A 20,818-nucleotide genomic window follows, 5' to 3' on the forward strand; every position below is an offset into this window, starting at 1 on the left:
CTTATAATGAACTTATATCTTTGCTTATCCTCTAAAAAAGCAAAGTCTTTAATATATGCGGGGCGGGTTTGTATATCATTCTTTTAAAAGCGTTGCTGGTAACCATGCTTGTGGTTGCGCTCAGCCAGATATTCTCTTTCAGCATCCGTTATGCCTCCGGCCAGCCTTTTACGGCTTTTGTCTTTCTTATGAATTCTGTCCTGCCGGTCATGACGGCCTTTCCGATCAGTGTTTATATTTTCAGGCAGAACGCTCGCCTCAAGCAACTCTCGGATGAACTGAAAAAAGCAAACCATATGCTCCAGATCCGCGCTGATACAGACAGCATGACCGGCCTGCTAAACAGAAGCGCCTTTCTGACACGCATAAAACCCCTGAACAAACAATCATCCAGCTCAGCATGTCTTATTATCGATGCGGATAATTTTAAAAGCATCAACGATATTTACGGCCACCACGCAGGAGACAAAGCCTTGCAAGCCATTGTCAGCGCCTTGAAGACCCCCTTGCGCAAAACAGATATACTTGCCCGTATCGGCGGTGAGGAATTTGCATTATTCCTGCCGCAAACGGATGTGCAGGCCGCTCTCACCCTTGCCGAGCAACTGCGCATTACGGTTGAGAACCTGTCCTTCTCACCACTTGAAGATCAGATTTATCCGTTGAGCATCAGCATTGGCATTGCATTATCAGATGGCAGTTTTACCACATCCCAGCTCATGCGCATGGCTGATCAAAGCCTTTATCAGGCAAAGGCAAAGGGACGCAATCAGGTTGTGCTGAATTTGCACAGCCTGAACCGGCACAATCCCGAAAAGGAAAAACCCGCCAATGAACCAGCTTAAAACGGTTCCGGCAAGACTAATATTGCCGCAACCGTTCCGTATATTTTGCTGCTCACATCAAAGTTCTAAAAGCGCATAGAAAGGCCGATAACAGGGCCGTGCTGCACAACATCCCATTTAAGCGGATGTCCCATAAAATCACTCTCTTTAAAATCCTGTGACAAGGCGCGATAACCAAACCGCAGCATTGTCGGTCTGTCAAACAGGAAAGTACGATATCCAAGATAGCCCTGCGCATTATAGCTCATCTTTGTACCGGCGCTGAAACCGCCTATATCCGCCTCAGCCGACAAATTCCACCGTTCATTAAGATCAGCCCTCACCCGCACACCGAAAAAAGGATCTGTCCAGCTGGTTTTTCTGGAAATATGATACCCCTCTGATGCCAAATCAGCTTTCAGCCTTGTCCAGCGCACCCCCAATGTGGGTTCAATGGCAAAACGCTGCGGCTCATTATAAATGGTAAGACCACCAAGCTCTTTCTCATAAATACGGTAGAACATACCACCGGCCACCATCGTGGTCTTCATCTTCAGCGCAATTTCATGGGCGCGCAGATTCTCATCCTGACTGGTGGAAACATATTGCGCATCCACATAAAAACCGAGCGGCCCCCTTGCCAGTTCAATATTTCCCATGACAGCCATATCAAGATTGTCAAAAATCTCGGAAAAAGGCACATTTACATCTGTGCGATAGCCGCCAAGCTCTGCCCTGCCATGTAATGAAGCACCCCAGACATAAGGGCTTACGATAATTTTCCATGCATCATCAGTCACATATTTTTGTACCGGCGCATCTGCTGCCATTGCCGATGTTAACATCAAGAAACCACTGACAAGGCTGGTTATAAAAAGTGCTTTATTTCGCATAAACGGGCGCGCCCTTTGCCGGAAATTATTAGAACCACCGGCAAAGAGTAAGCCATTCTAAAAGACCGTCAATCATCAATATTTAAGCATAGCACTTAAAATATAAAATGATTATCCGCCATCAATCCGCTGATTAAAACATATAATATTGATGCGACATAATATAGAAAGTAAGCTTTAAATATGATTAAGTTATCATAATAAATTTATACTTATTTCAACTACGTTATATTCGCGCATTTTATATGCTCTTTACGCAACACGCTGTTGTGACGAGGGATCAAAAAACACGGCCTTGCCAAGGTGAAAGGCAAGGCGCAGCATTTGCCCTGCCTGCACTTGTGCATCTGCACGCAACCGCGCCACAGCCTCTTTGCCGCCAAGCCTGGTAACCGCGAAAGTATCAGAACCCGCAGGCTCCACAACATCAATATGGCAATCACCATAGACAACCGCATTTGTACCGCGCTCACCCTCTGCATCGGTTAATGCTTCAGGACGAATGCCAAAAACAACCTCTCTGCCCACATAGTCACCAAGGGCAGCACAGGAAGCAGGCAGCGCCAATGGCAAAGGCGCAGCATCGTGCCTCTCTAAAAGCAGATGCAAACCAGCATCCCTTTTTTCCACCCTTGCATTCAATAGATTCATTGCAGGCGAGCCCATAAAATCCGCCACAAACATATTGACCGGCTTATTATAAATCTCCTCAGGCGTGCCATATTGCTGTAAAACACCATCTTTCAGCACTGCAATTTTGCTGGCCAGTGTCATCGCCTCAATCTGATCATGGGTCACATAAACAATAGTGGTTTGCATGCGCTGATGCAGCCGCTTGATCTCTGTGCGCATATCCACCCGCAATTTGGCATCAAGATTGGAGAGCGGCTCATCAAATAAAAACACCTGCGGATTGCGCACCAGCGCCCGCCCCATAGCCACACGCTGCCGCTGCCCGCCGGAAAGCTGGGCGGGTTTACGATCCAGCAAATGCCCAATCTGCAATATTTCTGAAACATTGCGGATCGCCTCTTCACGCTCATGCCTTGGCACGCCGCGCACTTCCATGCCAAAGGCAATATTTCCGGCAACAGTCATATTGGGATAAAGCGCATAGGATTGAAACACCATGGCAATATCACGCTGTGATGGCGGCAGGCCGGTCACCGGACGGCCATTAATAACAATTTCACCGGAGCTTACCGGCTCAAGTCCGGCAATCATATTCAGCAAAGTGGATTTTCCGCAACCGGAAGGCCCCACCAATACCAGAAACCCGCCTTTTTCAATCTCAAGATTAATATCCTTGAGAATTTCAACTGTTCCGTAAGCTTTATTAAGATGCGAAATTTTTAGAAATGCCATGAATTATCCCTTCACCGCACCAGACATCAGCCCGCGCACGAAATAACGACCGGATATGATGTAGACGATCAGCGTTGGCAGCGCGGCAAGTATGGCCGCTGCAAAATGAACATTATATTCCTTCACCCCTGTGGAGGATGAAACGAGATTATTGAGCGCAACAGTCATTGGCGTTGAAGCAGCCCCTGAAAAAGATGCGCCGAACAAAAAATCGTTCCAGATATTGGTAAATTGCCAGATCACCGACACCACAATAATCGGCCCTGAAGATGGCAGCATGATATAGCGGAAAATCTGCCAGAATCCCGCGCCATCCATTTGCGCGGCACGCACCAGCTCACTTGGAAATGCCTCATAATAATTGCGAAAATACAATGTGGTAAAACCAAGCCCATAAATCACATGCACCATGATCAGACCGATAATTGTGCCGGAAAGCCCCAAAAAACCCAGCACACGCGCCATAGGTATCAGCACGATCTGAAACGGAATAAAACACGATAACAGCAACAGGCCAAAAAACAGATCAGACCCACGAAACCGCCATTTGGCCAGCACATAGCCATTCAGGGCGCCGATGATTGTGGAGATTGCAACCGCCGGCACCACCATGAGAATGGAATTGATGAAAAACGGCCGCACACCGGTTGGCTGCACGCCGATCTGCGCGGTAGACCATGCGGAAAGCCAGGGAGCAATCGTCCAGTCATGCGGCAGGCTCAGCATGCCGCCCTGACGGATCTCCTCCAGCGGTTTGAAAGAATTGACCAGCATCACATAAAGCGGCAACAGAAAATAAACCGCAAAAAGCAGTAATGCGGCATAGATCAGCGCGCGTGTCAGCCGCGCATGGGAAACAGCATTGCTCACCGGCTTTTGCCTCCGCTGATTTCTGCATAAAGATAGGGAATAATAATCGAGAAAATCATCACCAGCATGATAATGGCCGATGAAGCGCCGATCCCCATCTGATTGCGTGTAAATGTATAGGAATACATAAAGGTGGCCGGCATTTCTGTTGCCTGCCCCGGCCCGCCGCCTGTCAGCGCCACCACAAGATCATAAGCCTTGATGGCCAGATGCGCCAAAACCACAAAGGCAGAAAGAAATACCGGCCGCATCATCGGGATGACAATCCGCCGATAGGTGGTAAAAGCGGAAGCGCCATCTATCTGCGCGGCTTTGAGAATTTCAGTATCCACCCCGCGCAAACCTGCAAGAAACATCGCCATGATAAAACCCGATGACTGCCAGACAGCGGCAATGACCACGCAATAAATCGCATAGCGGCTATCTTTGATCCAGTTGAAGTGAAACCCCTCCCAGCCCCAAAGATGCATCGTATGTTCAAGCCCGATTCCAGGATCAAGAAACCACTTCCACGCAGTCCCGGTTACAATAAACGACAAGGCCATCGGATAAAGATAAATGGGGCGCAAAAAACCCTCGCCGCGGATTTTCTGATCCAGCAAAATGGCGAGCAACACCCCTATCACAGAGCATATTGCAATATAACATACCGCAAAAATTACCAGATTGCTGACTGCCAGCCACCAATGCGGCAACGCCCACAATCTGCTGTAATTGGCCAGACCGACAAAATTATAGGATGGCAGCATTTTGCTGCCTGTCAGCGATAAAAGGCCGGTATAGGCAATAAACCCGTAGACAAAAATCAGAACAATAAAAAAACTAGGTGCCAGAACGAGCTTTGGCAACAAAACCTGCAAACGGCTGCGGCTGGTCATAAGCAGTCACCATATCGGGTGGGCATTTGCACGGACAAGCCGCACAAATGCCTGATAATATTGAGATAATCTTAAAAATCCTGCAAACGGATCATTTGGCTGCGGCAACAGCGGTTACCAACTCCTGCACAGCCTGTTCGGAGGTCAGATCACCATTGAACTGGCGGGTCACCACATCAAAAATGGCATTTTTCACCGCAGTCGGTGCGCCATAGCCATGCGCCATGGAGCCAAGCATTGTGCCTTTGGCATTGGCCTCTTTAATATCGGCGATGGCCTTTTTCCCGCAAGCATCAAAAGCCATATCTGGCACATCCATTCTTGCCGGTGCAGCCCCCTTTGCTACATTGAATGCAGACTGAAAAGCCGGACTTTCAATGGAGGATGCAATCTCCATCTGTGCAGGTATTTTATCTTTTGCCACTTTGAACATGGCAAATAAATCCGAGTTAAAAGTAACTGAACCCTGCGTGCCGGGATAACGGATACAAACAAAATCCTTATTCGGCTGTTTGCCGGCGCGAATAAATTCACTTTTGGCAAAATCACCCATAAATTGCAGACCGGCCTTGCCTTCAATCACCATTGCCGAGGCAAGGTTCCAGTCACGGCCGGAAAAATTATCGTCCACATAGGAGCGCAATTTGGTCATTCGGTCAAAAACCTGCCGCATCGTATCGCTGCCAAGCGCCTGCGCATCAAGATCAATCAGCGCCTTTTTATAAAATTCCGGCCCGAAGGATAAAACCACCGTTTCAAAAACTGTGCCGTCCTGCCAGGGCTGGCCACCATGCGCCATAGGCACAATGCCCTGCTCCTTGAACTTATCCAGAAGAGCTATCAGCTCATCCCAGTTTTGCGGCACCTTGCCGCCGGCCTTGTCCAGCGCAGCCTTGTTGATCCACACCCAGTTTTCTGTGTGTATATCCACCGGCGCAGCAATCCAGTGCCCGTCATATTTGGCAAAATCCTGCAAAGGCTGCGGAATAACCTTATCCCAGCCTTCTTTTTCGGCAACCGCATCAAGATTGCCAAGATAGCCCTGCTCGGCCCAGTCACGGGTATCATAACCAAGCATTTGCACTGCGGTTGGCGGATTGCCGGCAACCACGCGGGCACGCAGCACGGTCATGGCCTCCACACCACTGCCGCCTGCAACCGGCATATCAGTCCAGCCGATACCCTTGGCCTCCAGATCTTTTTTCAGCACATTCAGTGCTGCTGCCTCACCGCCGGATGTCCACCAGTGCAGGACTTCCACATTTTCCTCAGCTTGTGCTGCACATGTCATCAGCCCTGCAGCCATTGCTGTTGCTACTATCAACCTGTGCATATTCTCCTCCTTTTCCAACCCGTTGGGGACGATAACGGATAATATTCTTCAACACAAGCACAACCCAAGATCGTAGAAAACAGCACTTTATTGCTTGTAATTATTATAAAAACGGCGCTTACACCCTTGCCTCACTAAATTATCTTGACTGTTTTTTTCCACAAATTTGGTCTCTTTTTCCCACAAAATAATAAATTGATCCTGATCAATGCGGGCTGCGCAAATGCATGTGAAACTCCTTTCAGAATTCAGCAAAGGAAACACTATGTCGAATACACCGCATACGCTTGGCGAAGAATTTCCCGGACAACTGGATGCGATCCACGCCTTAAAAGCCGCTGACCCGCGTTTTGCTAAAATTCTTGAAGACTATGACGATGTGAATGATCAGATCCATCGCGCAGAAACCAAGATTGAGCCGACCAGTCAGGATAACGAAACCGAGTTGCGCAAGCGCCGCCTTGCATTGAAGGATGAGATTGCAAAAGCACTCGAAGGCAAGGCCTGATCTATTCTGGAAAAACACAAACAAAGCCCGGCGATAATGCCGGGCTTTTTGGTTCCGGCATTTACTTTGCACCCCCCTGCTTTGCATCCCCCTACTTTGCCATGAGATCATCACATTTTCATTGGTTGATTTCTCCCCTCACCTTGTATCACAATAAGGCAAACAGGAGAGATATCATGCCTTTTCAAAAGTCTGATTATCTTGGGGTTTACAAAGCGGAACAATTGAAACTCCTGCAACAGGCTTATGATGAGGTGTGCAGGCAGCTTGGTTGCTGTCCGGTGAGCGATAACCATAAGGATGAGCTGGCGCGTACTGTTATCCGTATATATGAAAGCGGCATCAGATCACCGGATGAAATTGCAAGGCTGATTGTGCAGATTGGCAACTTGCGCTCCTGACAGAATAAAGAATACAAACCACAACACAAAACAGGTAGTTTTGAGGGGAATTGTCATGCGTATATTCATCATCGCACTCGGTGCAATAATTGCTCTTAGCGGCTGCACCACCACAGAAAAGGATTTGAGCATCGGCACCGGTGCCGGTGCAATCATCGGTGGTATTGCCGGCGGCGGCAGAGGCGCATTGATTGGCGCGGGTGTTGGTGCGGTCGGCGGCCTGCTGGTGCGCAATCTGCGCAACGGCAAATGCGAATACCGCAACAGCCGCGGCCAGATCTATGTTGCCCGCTGCCGATAATGTAGCATCACACAAAAATCACAAAATGGCAGCCTTGCGCTGCCATTTTTAATAATAGCCCGTAAATTTATTAATACAGGCGTCCGCACAGCTTCATTTTACGGCTGGTTTATAATGCGAAAAATCAATCAATCACCTTGCCCGGATTGAGTATATTTTTCGGATCGAGCGCCAGTTTCAGTTTTTTGAGCGTTGCAAGCTCAGCGGCACTGCGGGAATAAGGCAACCAAGGCTTTTTGTGCAGGCCAATGCCATGCTCAGCCGAAACCGAGCCATTATAAGAGCGCACAATATCATAGACAATTTTCTCAATCTCGCGGCCATCGGGATCAAAATCCGCATAGTGATTGGCGCCAATATGGAAATTGCAATCACCGACATGGCCAAAAAATGTGCATTTCATGGCCGGAAAGCGTTCAGCAAGCGCAGTGCGGATTTTTTCCACGGCCTCACCGATCAATGACATTGGCACAGAAACATCAAAACTGATGGATGGCGCCCCATCTTTCAGCATTTCAGATACGGCATCACGCAGCGCCCAGAAAGCTTCTGCCTCACGGTGTGATTGTGCAATAGCCGCATCGGCAATCCAGCCCTGTTCCATTGCATGTTCCAGCATGGCCTGAAACAATTCCCGGTCATTTTCAGGCAATGCACTTTGCATATCCATCAATACATATAGCGGATAAGAACTATCAAGCGGCGCACGCACATATTCTGCAGCACCGGTATAATAATCATTCCACATCGCCTCAAAAGCACTGACGCGGCCGGAAAGTGTTGTTTGTGCATAGCGCAACAATTGCAGTGCACCTTCAAAACTCTCCAGCGCCACCACGGCACTATTGGCACCCCTTGCTTGCGGATGCAGCTTCAGCACCGCACGCGTAATAATGCCCATTGTGCCTTCCGAACCGATAAAGATATGTTTCATATCCATGCCGGTATTGTTTTTGGGCATCTGGTTCATCATCGGTAAAACAGTGCCATCGGCAAGCACCACTTCCAGCCCCAGCACAAGATCGCGCGCCATACCATAGCGTATCACACGGTTGCCGCCTGCATTGGTGGAGATATTGCCGCCAATCTGGCATGAGCCGCGCGCGCCAAGATCAAGCGCAAACATCATATCCGAGGCCGCGGCAGCCTCCTGAATCGTCTGCAAAATCGCGCCGGCCTGCACAATCATTGTTCCGGCCTGTATATTAATCTCTTCAATGGCATTCATATTGCGCAATGACAGAAGCAGTGCATTTTCCACCGGCACAGCTCCGCCTGCAAGCCCTGTCAGCCCGCCTTGCGGCACAACAGGCACATTATTGGCATGGCAAAGGCGCAGGATTTCTGAAACCGCCTGCGTGCTGCGCGGCAAGGCAAGAGCAAGCGGCATGCCGCCCTTTTCGCCGCTCCAATCATGTAAATGCGCAGGATCAACCGCTTCAGCGATTCTGAGATCCTTGCCAAGAAGTGCTGCCAGATCTTCCAGCAAGCTGCGATAGGCCGGTTTATCCTGCATAATTTAAAACTCCGTTCCGCCATTTATTTTAATGTGAAACAGATATTACATATAACCGCAGGGATAAAACCAATATCCGGAAAATTATTTCAAAAACACAGGCATTGTTAAAGCAACAGCAAAGAAAACAAGACATAACCGCAAAAATAATTGCAAATACGCAAATCCCCTGCCCGATGCCACGGACAGGATTAAATAAAAGAAGCAATAATTATAACGGGAAAATTAAAATTGGTGCCCCCAGAGAGACTCGAACTCCCGACCCCCTGATTACAAATCAGGTGCTCTACCAACTGAGCTATAAGGGCAACTGACGGCTAGATAGCACAAGTTTTACGAATGTAAAATAAAAAATCACCTAAGCCCGCAAAAAACAACAATGTTTTGCGTCCAAACCGGATTTGGGCTACAAATCGGCACCTAAACATGCAGGATGTGTGACAAAGCTGATGAAAAATTCCTATGAAAATTTCTTTTACATCACTTCCGGCACTGCAGAATCGGAATCTGCCGCAGAATCATTGCGCAAACGCTATGGCGAGACACCGGCAGATAAAGCCGATGCGCTGATTGTGCTTGGCGGTGATGGCGTGATGCTGCAGGCATTGCATGATCATATGAATCATGATCGGCCGATTTACGGCATGAACAGAGGCTCTGTGGGCTTTCTTATGAATGAGTATCATGAGCGTGATCTGCCAAGGCGCGTGGCTGCCGCTCATGCTGAAACCATCCGCCCTCTGGAGATGATTGCCCAATCACGTGAGAGCGGCAGCGTAAAAGCCCTCGCTATTAATGAAGTGTCACTGCTGCGCCAATCCTATCAGGCTGCCAAAATCCGCATCAGTATTGATAATAAAGTGCGGCTCGATGAGTTGATTTGCGATGGCGTAATGGTAGCAACGCCTGCCGGTTCCACAGCCTATAATCTTTCCGCACAGGGGCCAATCCTGCCGCTGGACTCCCCGTTGCTGGCACTCACGCCTGTGAGCCCGTTTCGCCCGCGCCGCTGGCGTGGCGCGCTGCTGCCCAAATCCGTTACAGTGCGCATGGATATTCTTGAGGTTGATAAACGACCGGTCAATGCTGTTGCCGATCATACAGAGGTAAAATCCGTCACTTCGGTCATCGTGCGGGAAGATACGCAAAACAGCGTTACCCTGCTGTTTGATGAGGAACATACATGGGATGAGCGCATTCTCAATGAGCAGTTCCGTTATTAAACAGGTCTTTATTTGTGCAAGCCCTGCAATTACAACATCATATGATGCATTCAATGCATGATTTTGCAGTTGCAGGCGATACAGACAGGGTTCATATCAAACATTCATCAAGCAAAAACGGCATTTTTGTTGACTTTTTGAACTGTTCCACGTAACGGCATTATTAATTTTAACGCAATGCGCAAACATAAGTGCTTTTCCTGACCTTTTGTCATGCAGACATTACCGGCCGGGTCAGTGCACTTTTTCCAAAAAGAGAGCTACGCCTCCATTGACGACATTTGCAGAACTCGGTCTGTCACCGAAAATACTGGCAGCGGTAGAGGCCGCCGGTTACACATCTCCCACCCCTATCCAGGCTGGCGCAATTCCCCCCGCACTTGAACGTAAAGACGTGCTTGGTATTGCGCAAACCGGCACCGGCAAAACAGCATCCTTTGTGCTGCCTATGCTGCACCTGCTTGAAAAAGGCCGCGCACGCGCACGCATGCCGCGCACACTTATTCTGGAGCCCACCCGCGAGCTTGCAGCACAGGTTGAGGAAAACTTTGTTAAATACGGCATCAATCACCGCATCAATGTATCTTTGCTGATTGGCGGCGTATCCTTTGAAGAGCAGGAGCGCAAGCTGGAGCGCGGCGCAGATGTGCTGATTGCAACGCCGGGGCGCCTGCTTGATCATTTTGAACGCGGCAAGCTGCTTCTCACCGGCGTGGAAATCCTGGTGATTGATGAAGCAGACCGCATGCTGGATATGGGTTTTATTCCGGATATTGAGCGCATCTGCAAACTTATCCCCTTTACCCGACAAACCTTGTTTTTCTCGGCAACCATGCCGGCTGAAATTACCAAGCTGACCGAGCAATTCCTGCATTCGCCGGTGCGTATTGAAGTGGCCAAAGCCTCTTCCACCGCAAAAACCGTAACACAGCGTCTGGTTAAATCTGCAAGAAAACCATGGGACAAACGTGCCGTTCTGCGGGATCTTATCAAGGCAGAAGGCGATGAACTGAAAAACGCGATTATATTCTGTAATCGCAAAATGGATGTCTCGGAATTGTTCCGCTCGCTGGTTAAACATGGTTTCAACGCCGGTGCATTACATGGCGATATGGATCAGCGCGCGCGCATGACTATGCTCAGCAATTTCAAGGACGGCAATCTAAAAATCCTTGTTGCGTCTGATGTTGCTGCCCGCGGCCTTGATATTCCCGATGTCAGCCATGTTTTTAATTTTGACGTGCCTGTTCATGCGGAAGATTATGTGCACCGTATTGGCCGCACCGGCCGTGCCGGCCGCTCGGGCAAAGCCTTCTCGATCATCACCACCGCTGACACCAAACATCTTGATGCAATCGAAAAAATGATTGGCGAAAAGCTGGAATGGCTCGACGGCGATCTTTCCACCCTGCCAGCGGCGGAAGAGGCTGAGGATACCTCACGCCGCGGCCGCAACAATCGCGGCAAAAACGGTAAAAAACCCCGCGATAAAGACAATAAGGCAAATCAGGCGCAAACCTCCCCAGCAGAGGACAAAACAACGGAAAGCGCAACATCTGCGCCGGATATTTCCGCTCTTGATGCGCCGCAGCCAATATTGCCGGATAATATTGCCATCAGAGCCATGGCCATTTCTGAAACTGTGCGCCCTGCGCCGCAAAAACACGGCAATGAAGAGCGCCGCCACAATAATGGCCAGCACAACAAACGCCACCGCCGCGATTTTGATGATGAACCGTCACCGCTCGGTTTTGGTGATGATATTCCGGCCTTTATGCTGATTCCGATCAATATCTGATCAGACGGTTAAAACCTCTGCATAAGCCAGCCCCGGGAGCCAGATCACAGCAGGCTTTCGGGGTTTTGTTTGCAATCAGAAAAATTTGCAGGGTGATTGATGCGAATCTGCACCCGGGAAGGCAGGCTTGCAAAGCACTCCGCAATACAATTTCCGGCATCAAACACACTTACTATGAGGTTAAAACCTGTCCAAATACAGGTTTTAACAATGTCGCCCCTCTCATCCGGCGCTAAAAACCGCAGCAAAATACCCCTGAAAATATTTTCCCGAAAAATTATCACAGCAGAGAATGGGTTAATTTTATCCTTTATTAGCAATAACTTGCAATCAAAAAGTCAGATTGCCACCCCTTATCTTGTGCTGTTTATATGTTCAAAAAAGCCAATCCCCTTAAAAAAACGCAGGATTTTCCTGCCTATAAACGGATTGGTAAGGCTATTGGCAATATGATCACGGAAATCTTCGTGGCGTGTTGTTTGCGCCACACCTGAAAAATGGCAGTCCAGGCAGGTAGTCACCGTGTATCATGCGTTCCGTCACGCCGCATCCGGCATCAAGATTGCGGCCAGCTCATTGTTAAAAATCACAATGGCAGGTGCCGTCACCCTTGCAATTGCAACCACTGCTTCGCAGGCGGCCAAGAACCCGTCGCGTCATGCAGCAATTGTAATTGATGCCAATACCGGTAAAACCCTGTATGCCGATAGTGCGGATGCCAAACGCTATCCTGCCTCGCTTACCAAGATGATGACTATCTATATGGTCTTTGAAGCGATGCAGGCCGGCCGTATTAATAAAAAGACCAAAATCCCCTTCTCCAAATATGCTGCAAGCCGCCCGCCAACAAAAATTGGTGTGCGCGCAGGCCAGAGCATGACAGTGGAAGATGCGGTTCTTGCGCTGATTACCCGTTCGGCCAATGATGCCGCAGCGGCATTAGGTGAGTATCTCGGCGGTTCTGAGGCACGCTTTGCCCAGATGATGACAGCAAAAGCCCGCCGCCTTGGTATGCGTTCCACCACTTTCCGCAATGCATCCGGCCTGCCAAACCCCAACCAGCAGACCACCGCGCGCGATATGGCCATTCTCGGTATTGCGCTGCGCCAGCATTTTCCGCAGCATTATCATTATTTCAGCCGTTCCAGCTTTCAATTCCGCGGCAAGACTATCAACGGCCACAATCGTTTGCTTGGCCGGGTTGAAGGGGTAGATGGCATTAAAACCGGTTATGTCAATGCATCCGGCTATAATCTTGTCACCTCTGTCAATCGTGATGGTCGGCGCATTGTTGCTGTTGTCATGGGCGGCAATACCAGTGGTGCACGTGATGCCGAGATGACCCGCCTTATTCAGGCGCATCTGCCCAAGGCCACACCATCGCGCCGCGGAAATGACGCCCTGCTGATTGCCCGCAATGATACACCGGCACCTGCCCCTGTGGCTTCCGCCCCTTCACCCTTGCCGCGCGCCGTGCCGCTGCCGGCAGAACGTGTTGACCAGCCGGTTATGGTTGCCAATGCCGGCAATGCGCAGGATGCAATCAGCGCCGTTATTGCCCGCCAGAAACCGGTTCCTGCAGAGCAGCCGGAGATGCTGGCACTGGCCGCGCCCACACCGCGGCCTGCAGCACCCGTATCATCGCAGCTTGTTGCTATTCCCACCCCCAAGGCTGCTGTCCCCAATGTTGATCCGGTAACCACCGCTTCGGCCAATACGGCCGCCGCCCGTATGGGCTTGGTGCCCTCACCAACACCGGCACCCGCACCGGTTACGCGCAATGAGCCCGTGCCACAAGTTGCAGTGGCAAATGCAAACAATGCCGATAATGTATCCGGAGCATGGGCCATCCAGATCGGATCCCTGCCAAGTGAAAGCCAGGCACAGGCCATGCTGAACAAGGCAGCGCAACAGGCCGGCAGCACATTGCGCGCCACCTCCCCCATGACCGAGACCTTCAATAAAGGCAATAACACCTTCTACCGTGCAAGATTTGTCGGTTTTGAAACAAAAACAGCAGCATGGGATGCCTGCGCTGTACTTAAGAAAAAAAGTTTCAGCTGCTATGCGATTGCCCGCTAAACAACGCAAATCAACTTTAGCAATAAAGTATAATTAGATATTTGTCCGGCTTTTTATCCGGCCGGACAAATTATCTCTTTGCAAAAAGAGGTTAACAACTGCAACAGCATTTCTGTTGCAAATTGAGAAGTGTTACAGATCAGCACTGTTTCACATTTCTGTTTTTCTTGCTGATGGTTAACCTTTCATCAGTAAAACTGGTTGAATATATCCTGAAGCATTTCCGGACAAAAGCATGAAACAAGTTTTGCTTCGGATAATATGACAAAACAAAGAGTTAGAGCGGCTCAACTGTTTCTTTTTTTGCCGCAACTGCTCTGATATGGCAGTCCATCTGCAAACCCAGTAAGTATTGTGTAAAGGGTTTACAATGTCGAATATGCTCAATCTTCTCGGATTAACCGGCACAGAGCACACAGAAACAAATACAATGCGCCCCGCAGCCAAAAGCGGCAAAACAACTTTGCTGAGTGTTCAGGCGCTGCGCCACGCAGCAGCCCGCATGGCAGAATTGCGCGCAGACGGCGCATCACTCAACACACGTGAATTTGTCGGGCTTCTTGTATGCAATGCCCAGCGCAGCCGCCGCATCAGCTTGCCGCAGGCCTCATTGCGCATTGCCACCAACAATCCGGATGGCCGCATTGCCATTCGCCTGCGTCTGCGCTGAAGGCGCTTATATTTTAAAGATCAGAGAAGACCAAGTGCCGCCAATTCGCGGCGCAATTCCGCAGGCAGGCTCTGCATGCCGCCACCGCCTGCCCGCTCATCACGCGGTGCATCTTCCTCACTCATATAACGCCAGCCCTGAAATGCCCTGCGCGGCTGCCATATTGTCGGAACAAGTTTTGGCTCCAGCACCAGATGACAGCGGCCAATACCATCCTGACCGGTAAAAGTGCGTATCTCCAGCAGCTTTTGCCGTGCCTGAATATTGCCCTTAATCACCCAATAAAGTGAGCCGCCGTCTAGCAATTCTTCCTGCCGTTTGGGCACCATGCGCGTGGTGTGAAACTGCTCTGCGGCAACACCATTTGCCCGGCATTCCTCAAGATGAAAATCAATCCATGCCGCAAGGTCTTCAAGGGAATCACATCCCACACAAAGTTTTACAAGATGAAGTGCCATAAAAGGCCAAATACTCTCTTGTCCGTGCATTGTCCAGCATCAGGTAGATGCAAACAGAAAAACGGACAGAACCACTTCTGTCCGCATTATCTGCTTATTGATTATGCTTTTATCAGGCCATCTCACCTGCAAGTTTTTTCTCGCAACGCAGCAACATGCCAAACAAATCGCGCGGCTCATCAGGGTCTGCCAGAAGATCAAGATTTTCATAAAGATCAGTGGTTTTCAGCTTATCATGCACATAGCGCAGGGCTGAAAAATCTTCCGTAGCAAAACCAACCGAGTCAAACAGTGTGATCTGGTTCTGATCGCGGCGGCCTTTTACCGTGCCATTCATTACCTGCCACAATTCAATCACCGGATGATCTGCATCAAGCTGCTGAATTTCCCCTTCAATGCGTGTTTGCGGCGGATATTCAACAAAAATATCCGAGCGCAGCAAAATATCTTTATGCATTTCGGTTTTACCGGGGCAATCACCGCCAACACCATTAATATGAACACCACTGCCAATCATATTATCGGTCAGGATTGTCGCATTCTGTTTATCAGCCGTAACCGTGGTGATGATCTGCGCGCCCTGCACAGCTTCCATCGCATTGTCACAAGTTACAATCTCAAAGCCAAAACCAGCAAGATTCTGCCGGCATTTTTCTGTTGCGGCCGGATCAATATCAAAAAGGCGCAGTGTCTTGATACCAAGCAGCGCCTTAAAGGCCATAGCCTGAAATTCAGACTGCGCGCCATTGCCGATTATTGCCATTATATGCGCATTTTCAGGCGCCAGATATTTGGCCGCAATGGCAGAGGTTGCCGCAGTGCGCAATGCGGTGAGAATAGTCATTTCTGTCAAAAGCAGCGGATAGCCTGTATCCACATCCGATAACATGCCAAAGGCTGCAACTGTCTGCAAACCCTCTTTCATATTTTTGGGGTGGCCGTTGACATATTTAAAACCATAAAGCGTGCCGTCACTGGTTGGCATCAGCTCAATCACACCATCATGGGAGTGGGAAGCCACACGCGGGGTTTTGTCAAATTTTTCCCAGCGCAGAAAATCCTCCTCCACATAAGCGCAAAGCTCTTTGAGAAAATTTTCAATACCAATTTTCAAGACCAGTTTCATCATATGGTCAACACTGACAAACGGCACGAGATTCAAGGTTTTTCTGTCATACATCAGGCTGTCTCCCTCCGGCATTCCGGAACCTGTTCGTTCAATTTATGAAAAAGTGCTCCGCTTGCCGCAGCAACAAGGCACTTTGTGGTGTTTTTGGCTTATTTCAGACAAAGCTGCGCGTCGGGCGATCCATCACACTGCGCCCCATCAGGCTTGCAATGAGATCCACCATCAAACAGGCCGTACGGCCGCGCTCATCCAGAAAAGGATTAAGCTCAACCGCTTCAAAACTGGTAACCAGCGCGCTGTCATGCAGCATTTCCATAATCAGATGCGCCTCACGAAATGTTGCCCCCCCCGGCACCGTGGTGCCGACAGCCGGCGCAATGGAAGGATCAAGAAAATCTACATCCAGACTCACATGCAGCAAGCCATTGGCCTCTTTCACCTTGCGCAAAAAGCGCGTCAAAAGCGCCACAACGCCATGCTCGTCAATCATGCGCATATCATTAACGGTAATTGCAGTGTCCCTGATTGCAATACGCTCGGCAGGATCAACAGAACGAATACCGATCATGCAGACATTAGCCGGATCAACCGGTGCCTTCACGTCAGGAAACACGCCCTCAAAACCTTTTCTGCCGGTATAATATGCCACCGGCGTTCCATGCAGATTACCGCTGACCGTGGTTTCCAGCGTGTGAAAATCCGTATGCGCGTCCAGCCACAGCACAAAAAGCGGCCGCCCCTGCTCTTTGGCGCGGCGGCTCAGCCCGCTCACCGTGCCGGCAGCCAGAGCATGATCTCCGCCAAGAAAAACCGGAAAACCATCCGCACTATGCGCATAGGCTTCCTGTTCCAGCGCCTCGATCCAGGCCACAACAGCGGAGAGATTTTTTAAAGCCGGATTATGATGCGTAATATTGCGCTGTGCTGCCGGCGTAACATTGCCAAGATCTGTAACCTCATGCCCCAATTCTTCCAGCGCCTGCCGCAATCCGGCTGCACGAAAGGCACTTGGCCCCATTTCACAGCCCATACGTCCGGTTCCGTCCTGTACGGGTGCGCCAATCAGCTTACAATGCATCTGTGTTCCTCATAACCATTCGTATCGCCGTATTTTCAAAAGCGCGGCAATTTTAAACCTATAAAACCACGAAAAATTGGCAGAGTGGACAGAGAAGATTGGCAAATCTCCACAGATGCTTTATCAGATTGCGCAGTTAAATGAACAAACTGGCAAAACAGTGGACGAACTTGATCAAAAACTAATCACCCTTTTGCGCCATAATGCACGGCGCAGTATCTCTGATTTGGCACTTGATGCCGGCGTTTCCCGCGCCACAGCTCGGTCACGGCTGGAGCGGCTGGAAAAAGACGGCCATATTTTGGGCTATACGGTTATTCTGCGCGCCGACACTGTGGAACAGGCCGTGCGCGGCATTATGATGATTGAGATTGAAGGCCATGTAACAGACCGCGTGGTAAAAGCTCTTGGCGGCTTTGCGGAAATATCAGAAATTCACACCACCAATGGCCGCTGGGATCTTATTGCAGAGATTAATGCCAGCACATTGACCGATCTTGACAGTGTTTTGCGCCGTATCCGGCTGGTGCCCGGCATCACCAATAGCGAGACAAATCTGCTGCTTGCAACTCCGCGCAGCACCAGAGCACGCTTATAAAAAAACGCAGCTGTTTTATCCGCTGCGTTTTTTATAAATTTCAAGCCAATATTAGCTTAAAGGGATTTGGCTATCTTATCAAATGCCATCAGGGTCTCAAGCAGACGCGGCATATCTTTCAACGGCACCATATTAGGCCCGTCAGAAGGGGCATTATCCGGATCCTGATGTGTTTCAATAAACACACCCGCTACCCCCACAGCAACCGCTGCGCGTGCCAGTGTTTCAACAAATTCACGCTGGCCGCCGCTGCTGCCGCCCTGCCCGCCCGGCTGCTGCACTGAATGCGTGGCATCAAAAATCACCGGCGCGCCAAGGGCAGCCATAATCGGCAATGACCGCATATCGGATACAAGCGTATTATAGCCAAAAGATGCGCCGCGCTCGGTCAGCATCACATTTGGATTACCGCTTTCCACCACCTTGGCCATAACATTCTTCATATCCCAAGGCGCAAGGAACTGACCTTTTTTGATATTGATCACACGGTCGGTCTTGGCAGCGGCAATCAACAAATCCGTCTGGCGGCACAAAAATGCCGGTATCTGCAACACATCCGCCACTTCACCAACAATGGCGCATTGCTCTTCTGTATGAACATCGGTGAGAACGGAAAAGCCGAAATCCTTTTTAAGACCGGCAAAAACTTCCAGCGCCTTTTCCAGTCCGATGCCGCGCTTGCCTTTGAGCGATGTGCGGTTAGCCTTGTCAAAACTTGATTTATAAACCAGCCCGATGCCAAGTTTATCCGTCATCTCTTTGAGGGCGCCTGCCATGTCATAGGCATGATCGCGGCTTTCCATCTGGCATGGCCCTGCAATAAGCGACAAGGCGCTTTTGTTGGAAAAAACCACAGTGCCTGATGGCGCTTTAATCTCAATAACCGGATTGGCAGTCATATTTGTTCCTCAAATCTGAAAAGTAACCAGCTTTTCGCAAATCAAGTGGCAAGAATCAGCCTGTTTATGCATTGGCAGCTTATGTAACAGCAGCTTCAGTCTCAGCATATGATTATTGCCGCTGAAATATCCAACCCCTGAAAACAAAACGGGCACTTAATAAAGTGCCCGTTTTATAAATCAAACCAGACGGCTCTGGTCTACTGCTGCCTTGATGAAGGAGGCAAACAGCGGATGCGGCTCAAACGGACGTGATTTCAACTCCGGATGATATTGCACGCCGATAAACCACGGGTGATCTGCATATTCAACCGTTTCCGGCAATACACCATCCGGAGAAAGGCCTGAGAAGATCAAGCCGGCTTTTTCCAGCCGGTCCATATAGTCAATATTGACTTCATAACGGTGGCGGTGCCGCTCATGGATAACCTGAGAGCCATAAATATCCGCAATGCGGGTGCCGCTCTTAAGTGCGGATTCGTAAGATCCGAGCCGCATTGTGCCGCCAAGATCACCGCTTGCCGAACGTTTCTCAAGCATATTGCCCTTGAGCCATTCAGTCATCAAGCCAACCACCGGCTCTTTGGCAGAGCCAAACTCGGTGGAAGATGCATCCCTGATACCGGCAAGATTGCGTGCAGCTTCAATACAGGCCATCTGCATACCAAAGCAGATACCAAAATAAGGCACCTTATGCTCACGGGCAAATTTGGCCGCAAGGATCTTACCTTCCGCACCGCGCTCGCCAAAGCCGCCCGGCACCAAAATGCCGTGCACTTTCTCAAGATAAGGGGCTGCATCTTCACTCTCAAAGACCTCAGCCTCAATCCAGTCGAGATTGACCTTCACCCGGTTGGCAATGCCGCCATGGGTTAAGGCTTCAATCAGAGATTTATAAGCTTCCTTCAGGCCGGTATATTTACCAACCACGGCAATGGTAACTTCACCTTCCGGATTATGAATCCGGTTGGCAATTTCTTCCCACTGCTCCATCTGCGGTTTTGGTGCCGGCTCAATGCCGAAAGCCGCCAGAACTTCCGAATCCAGCCCCTCATTATGATAGGCCATTGGCACATCATAAATAGATTTGACATCCAGCGCCTGAATAACCGCTGATGGGCGAACATTACAGAACAAAGAAAGCTTTTTACGCTCGGATTCCGGAATCTCACGATCGGCGCGGATCAGGAGAATATCCGGCGCAATACCGATAGAGCGCAATTCCTTGACAGAATGCTGGGTCGGCTTGGTTTTGAGCTCACCAGCGGCCGGAATATAGGGCATCAATGTGAGATGAATATAAACGGCTGTACCACGCGGCAATTCATTGCCAAGCTGACGAATGGCCTCAAGAAACGGCATTGCCTCTATATCGCCGACTGTGCCGCCAATTTCGCAAAGCACAAAATCATAATCCTCATTGCCTTCAGTAATGAAGTTTTTGATCTCATCCGTTACATGGGGAATAACCTGAACCGTCGCGCCGAGATAATCGCCGCGGCGTTCTTTCTCGATAATATTCTGATAAATGCGTCCGGTGGTGATATTATCCTGCTTTGTAGCAGAACGACCGGTAAAACGCTCATAATGACCAAGGTCAAGATCGGTTTCCGCACCGTCATCGGTCACAAAGACCTCACCATGCTGGTAAGGAGACATAGTGCCCGGATCAATGTTGAGATAAGGGTCGAGCTTTCTGATCCGCACGCGGTAACCACGTGCCTGAAGAAGAGCCGCCAGTGCTGCTGCAGCTATGCCTTTTCCAAGGGAAGAGACCACGCCGCCTGTGATGAATACATATCGCGCCATGGGCTTATGTCGTTAGACTCTCCTGATTGATTCCGCCACTAAAAAATGCAATTCGCAACGGATTTTTCATTAAAAACTGCCCGCATCAAAGCGAAACGGCTTTTAATCTGTTGAATTCAAGGTATTTGCAACGCCATTACCGGCATCATAAATACTCTCTTGCTGACATCTGCCCGTGAACATCC

Annotated in this window: 20 protein-coding genes, 1 tRNA gene and 1 pseudogene; 10 read left to right on the forward strand and 12 right to left on the reverse strand. The window is 49.7% G+C overall.

Annotated elements, in window-relative coordinates; all coding sequences use genetic code 11:
• Window positions 1–68 precede the first annotated feature (68 nt).
• Window positions 69–845 (forward strand): GGDEF domain-containing protein, encoded by a 777-nt coding sequence (locus tag ACSTTO_RS06600; RefSeq protein ID WP_439272363.1) that lies wholly within the window; start codon window positions 69–71, stop codon window positions 843–845.
• A gap of 65 nt (window positions 846–910) precedes the next feature.
• Here ACSTTO_RS06600 and ACSTTO_RS06605 read toward each other — a convergent pair whose 3' ends face one another.
• From ACSTTO_RS06605 to ACSTTO_RS06625, 5 genes are all read right to left on the reverse strand, one after another.
• Window positions 911–1,717 (reverse strand): hypothetical protein, encoded by an 807-nt coding sequence (locus ACSTTO_RS06605; protein ID WP_439272364.1) that lies wholly within the window; start codon window positions 1,715–1,717, stop codon window positions 911–913.
• 252 nt (window positions 1,718–1,969) lie between these two features.
• Window positions 1,970–3,082: an ABC transporter ATP-binding protein gene (locus tag ACSTTO_RS06610; protein ID WP_439272365.1), complete on the reverse strand. Its 1,113-nt coding sequence runs from the start codon at window positions 3,080–3,082 to the stop codon at window positions 1,970–1,972.
• A gap of 3 nt (window positions 3,083–3,085) precedes the next feature.
• Window positions 3,086–3,952 (reverse strand): carbohydrate ABC transporter permease, encoded by an 867-nt coding sequence (locus ACSTTO_RS06615; RefSeq protein WP_439272366.1) that lies wholly within the window; start codon window positions 3,950–3,952, stop codon window positions 3,086–3,088.
• On the reverse strand, window positions 3,949–4,830 hold the full coding sequence (locus ACSTTO_RS06620; protein WP_439272367.1) for a carbohydrate ABC transporter permease: 882 nt from the start codon (window positions 4,828–4,830) through the stop codon (window positions 3,949–3,951). Before ACSTTO_RS06620 ends, ACSTTO_RS06615 begins: the two co-directional genes overlap by 4 nt.
• Window positions 4,831–4,921: 91 nt before the next feature.
• On the reverse strand, window positions 4,922–6,163 hold the full coding sequence (locus ACSTTO_RS06625; protein WP_439272368.1) for an ABC transporter substrate-binding protein: 1,242 nt from the start codon (window positions 6,161–6,163) through the stop codon (window positions 4,922–4,924).
• A gap of 265 nt (window positions 6,164–6,428) precedes the next feature.
• On the opposite strand from ACSTTO_RS06625, the gene ACSTTO_RS06630 reads away from it, so the two are divergent.
• From ACSTTO_RS06630 to ACSTTO_RS06640, 3 genes are all read left to right on the forward strand, one after another.
• Window positions 6,429–6,671: an HP1242/YdcH family protein gene (locus ACSTTO_RS06630; RefSeq protein WP_439272369.1), complete on the forward strand. Its 243-nt coding sequence runs from the start codon at window positions 6,429–6,431 to the stop codon at window positions 6,669–6,671.
• A gap of 176 nt (window positions 6,672–6,847) precedes the next feature.
• Entirely contained in the window at window positions 6,848–7,072 is a 225-nt protein-coding gene (locus ACSTTO_RS06635; protein ID WP_439272370.1) for a hypothetical protein, read from the forward strand.
• Between the two features lie 55 nt (window positions 7,073–7,127).
• On the forward strand, window positions 7,128–7,373 hold the full coding sequence (locus ACSTTO_RS06640) for a YMGG-like glycine zipper-containing protein (protein ID WP_439272371.1): 246 nt from the start codon (window positions 7,128–7,130) through the stop codon (window positions 7,371–7,373).
• Between the two features lie 124 nt (window positions 7,374–7,497).
• On the opposite strand, the gene ACSTTO_RS06645 is transcribed toward ACSTTO_RS06640, so the two are convergent.
• Window positions 7,498–8,889, reverse strand: coding sequence for an FAD-binding oxidoreductase (locus ACSTTO_RS06645; protein ID WP_439272372.1), 1,392 nt, complete (start codon window positions 8,887–8,889; stop codon window positions 7,498–7,500).
• Between the two features lie 44 nt (window positions 8,890–8,933).
• On the opposite strand from ACSTTO_RS06645, the pseudogene ACSTTO_RS06650 reads away from it, so the two are divergent.
• Window positions 8,934–9,122, forward strand: a pseudogene (locus ACSTTO_RS06650) (type 4 pilus major pilin); the annotation flags it as partial.
• Here the strand turns inward: ACSTTO_RS06650 and ACSTTO_RS06655 are convergent.
• A tRNA-Thr gene (locus tag ACSTTO_RS06655) sits at window positions 9,122–9,197 on the reverse strand. The pseudogene ACSTTO_RS06650 and the gene ACSTTO_RS06655 sit on opposite strands and share 1 nt — an antisense overlap.
• Window positions 9,198–9,338: 141 nt before the next feature.
• Here ACSTTO_RS06655 and ACSTTO_RS06660 point away from each other — a divergent pair.
• The 4 genes from ACSTTO_RS06660 (at window position 9,339) to ACSTTO_RS06675 (ending at window position 14,662) form a co-directional block, all read left to right on the forward strand.
• Window positions 9,339–10,112 (forward strand): NAD kinase, encoded by a 774-nt coding sequence (locus ACSTTO_RS06660; protein WP_439272373.1) that lies wholly within the window; start codon window positions 9,339–9,341, stop codon window positions 10,110–10,112.
• A gap of 271 nt (window positions 10,113–10,383) precedes the next feature.
• Window positions 10,384–11,910 carry a DEAD/DEAH box helicase gene (locus ACSTTO_RS06665; protein ID WP_439272374.1) on the forward strand — a complete coding sequence of 509 codons (1,527 nt, stop codon included), beginning with the start codon at window positions 10,384–10,386 and terminating at the stop codon, window positions 11,908–11,910.
• A 522-nt stretch (window positions 11,911–12,432) separates the two neighbouring features.
• Window positions 12,433–13,992: a D-alanyl-D-alanine carboxypeptidase gene (locus ACSTTO_RS06670; RefSeq protein WP_439272375.1), complete on the forward strand. Its 1,560-nt coding sequence runs from the start codon at window positions 12,433–12,435 to the stop codon at window positions 13,990–13,992.
• Between the two features lie 370 nt (window positions 13,993–14,362).
• Window positions 14,363–14,662: a hypothetical protein gene (locus ACSTTO_RS06675; RefSeq protein WP_439272376.1), complete on the forward strand. Its 300-nt coding sequence runs from the start codon at window positions 14,363–14,365 to the stop codon at window positions 14,660–14,662.
• Window positions 14,663–14,682: 20 nt separating this feature from the next.
• Here ACSTTO_RS06675 and ACSTTO_RS06680 read toward each other — a convergent pair whose 3' ends face one another.
• The 3 genes from ACSTTO_RS06680 to rocF form a co-directional block, all read right to left on the reverse strand.
• Complete coding sequence (locus ACSTTO_RS06680) at window positions 14,683–15,120, reverse strand: DUF1489 family protein (RefSeq protein WP_439272377.1); 438 nt, start codon at window positions 15,118–15,120, stop codon at window positions 14,683–14,685.
• Between the two features lie 112 nt (window positions 15,121–15,232).
• Window positions 15,233–16,300, reverse strand: coding sequence for an ornithine cyclodeaminase (gene ocd, locus ACSTTO_RS06685; RefSeq protein WP_439272378.1), 1,068 nt, complete (start codon window positions 16,298–16,300; stop codon window positions 15,233–15,235).
• 103 nt (window positions 16,301–16,403) lie between these two features.
• Entirely contained in the window at window positions 16,404–17,327 is a 924-nt protein-coding gene (gene rocF / locus ACSTTO_RS06690) for an arginase (protein WP_439272379.1), read from the reverse strand.
• A gap of 160 nt (window positions 17,328–17,487) precedes the next feature.
• Here rocF and ACSTTO_RS06695 point away from each other — a divergent pair, with 160 nt between their 5' ends.
• Window positions 17,488–17,925, forward strand: coding sequence for an Lrp/AsnC family transcriptional regulator (locus ACSTTO_RS06695; protein ID WP_439272380.1), 438 nt, complete (start codon window positions 17,488–17,490; stop codon window positions 17,923–17,925).
• Window positions 17,926–17,981: 56 nt separating this feature from the next.
• Here ACSTTO_RS06695 and kdsA read toward each other — a convergent pair whose 3' ends face one another.
• Both kdsA and pyrG read right to left on the reverse strand, forming a co-directional pair.
• Window positions 17,982–18,824: a 3-deoxy-8-phosphooctulonate synthase gene (gene kdsA, locus ACSTTO_RS06700; RefSeq protein ID WP_439272381.1), complete on the reverse strand. Its 843-nt coding sequence runs from the start codon at window positions 18,822–18,824 to the stop codon at window positions 17,982–17,984.
• Between the two features lie 180 nt (window positions 18,825–19,004).
• Window positions 19,005–20,633: a CTP synthase gene (gene pyrG / locus ACSTTO_RS06705; RefSeq protein WP_439272382.1), complete on the reverse strand. Its 1,629-nt coding sequence runs from the start codon at window positions 20,631–20,633 to the stop codon at window positions 19,005–19,007.
• Window positions 20,634–20,818: the final 185 nt, after the last annotated feature.

Source organism: Pseudochrobactrum albidum (assembly GCF_051851455.1).
Classification (GTDB): domain Bacteria; phylum Pseudomonadota; class Alphaproteobacteria; order Rhizobiales; family Rhizobiaceae; genus Pseudochrobactrum.

Bases quoted from the DNA above. Each gene is read 5' to 3' on its own strand.
- ACSTTO_RS06660 (WP_439272373.1), top strand. From the start codon at position 9,339: ATGAAAAATTCCTATGAAAATTTCTTTTACATCACTTCCGGCACTGCA.
- ocd (WP_439272378.1), bottom strand. From the start codon at position 16,300: ATGTATGACAGAAAAACCTTGAATCTCGTGCCGTTTGTCAGTGTTGAC.
- ACSTTO_RS06620 (WP_439272367.1), bottom strand. From the start codon at position 4,830: ATGACCAGCCGCAGCCGTTTGCAGGTTTTGTTGCCAAAGCTCGTTCTG.
- ACSTTO_RS06625 (WP_439272368.1), bottom strand. From the start codon at position 6,163: ATGCACAGGTTGATAGTAGCAACAGCAATGGCTGCAGGGCTGATGACA.
- ACSTTO_RS06645 (WP_439272372.1), bottom strand. From the start codon at position 8,889: ATGCAGGATAAACCGGCCTATCGCAGCTTGCTGGAAGATCTGGCAGCA.
- ACSTTO_RS06630 (WP_439272369.1), top strand. From the start codon at position 6,429: ATGTCGAATACACCGCATACGCTTGGCGAAGAATTTCCCGGACAACTG.
- ACSTTO_RS06675 (WP_439272376.1), top strand. From the start codon at position 14,363: ATGTCGAATATGCTCAATCTTCTCGGATTAACCGGCACAGAGCACACA.
- ACSTTO_RS06610 (WP_439272365.1), bottom strand. From the start codon at position 3,082: ATGGCATTTCTAAAAATTTCGCATCTTAATAAAGCTTACGGAACAGTT.
- ACSTTO_RS06680 (WP_439272377.1), bottom strand. From the start codon at position 15,120: ATGGCACTTCATCTTGTAAAACTTTGTGTGGGATGTGATTCCCTTGAA.
- ACSTTO_RS06635 (WP_439272370.1), top strand. From the start codon at position 6,848: ATGCCTTTTCAAAAGTCTGATTATCTTGGGGTTTACAAAGCGGAACAA.
- ACSTTO_RS06640 (WP_439272371.1), top strand. From the start codon at position 7,128: ATGCGTATATTCATCATCGCACTCGGTGCAATAATTGCTCTTAGCGGC.
- kdsA (WP_439272381.1), bottom strand. From the start codon at position 18,824: ATGACTGCCAATCCGGTTATTGAGATTAAAGCGCCATCAGGCACTGTG.
- pyrG (WP_439272382.1), bottom strand. From the start codon at position 20,633: ATGGCGCGATATGTATTCATCACAGGCGGCGTGGTCTCTTCCCTTGGA.
- ACSTTO_RS06605 (WP_439272364.1), bottom strand. From the start codon at position 1,717: ATGCGAAATAAAGCACTTTTTATAACCAGCCTTGTCAGTGGTTTCTTG.
- rocF (WP_439272379.1), bottom strand. From the start codon at position 17,327: ATGCATTGTAAGCTGATTGGCGCACCCGTACAGGACGGAACCGGACGT.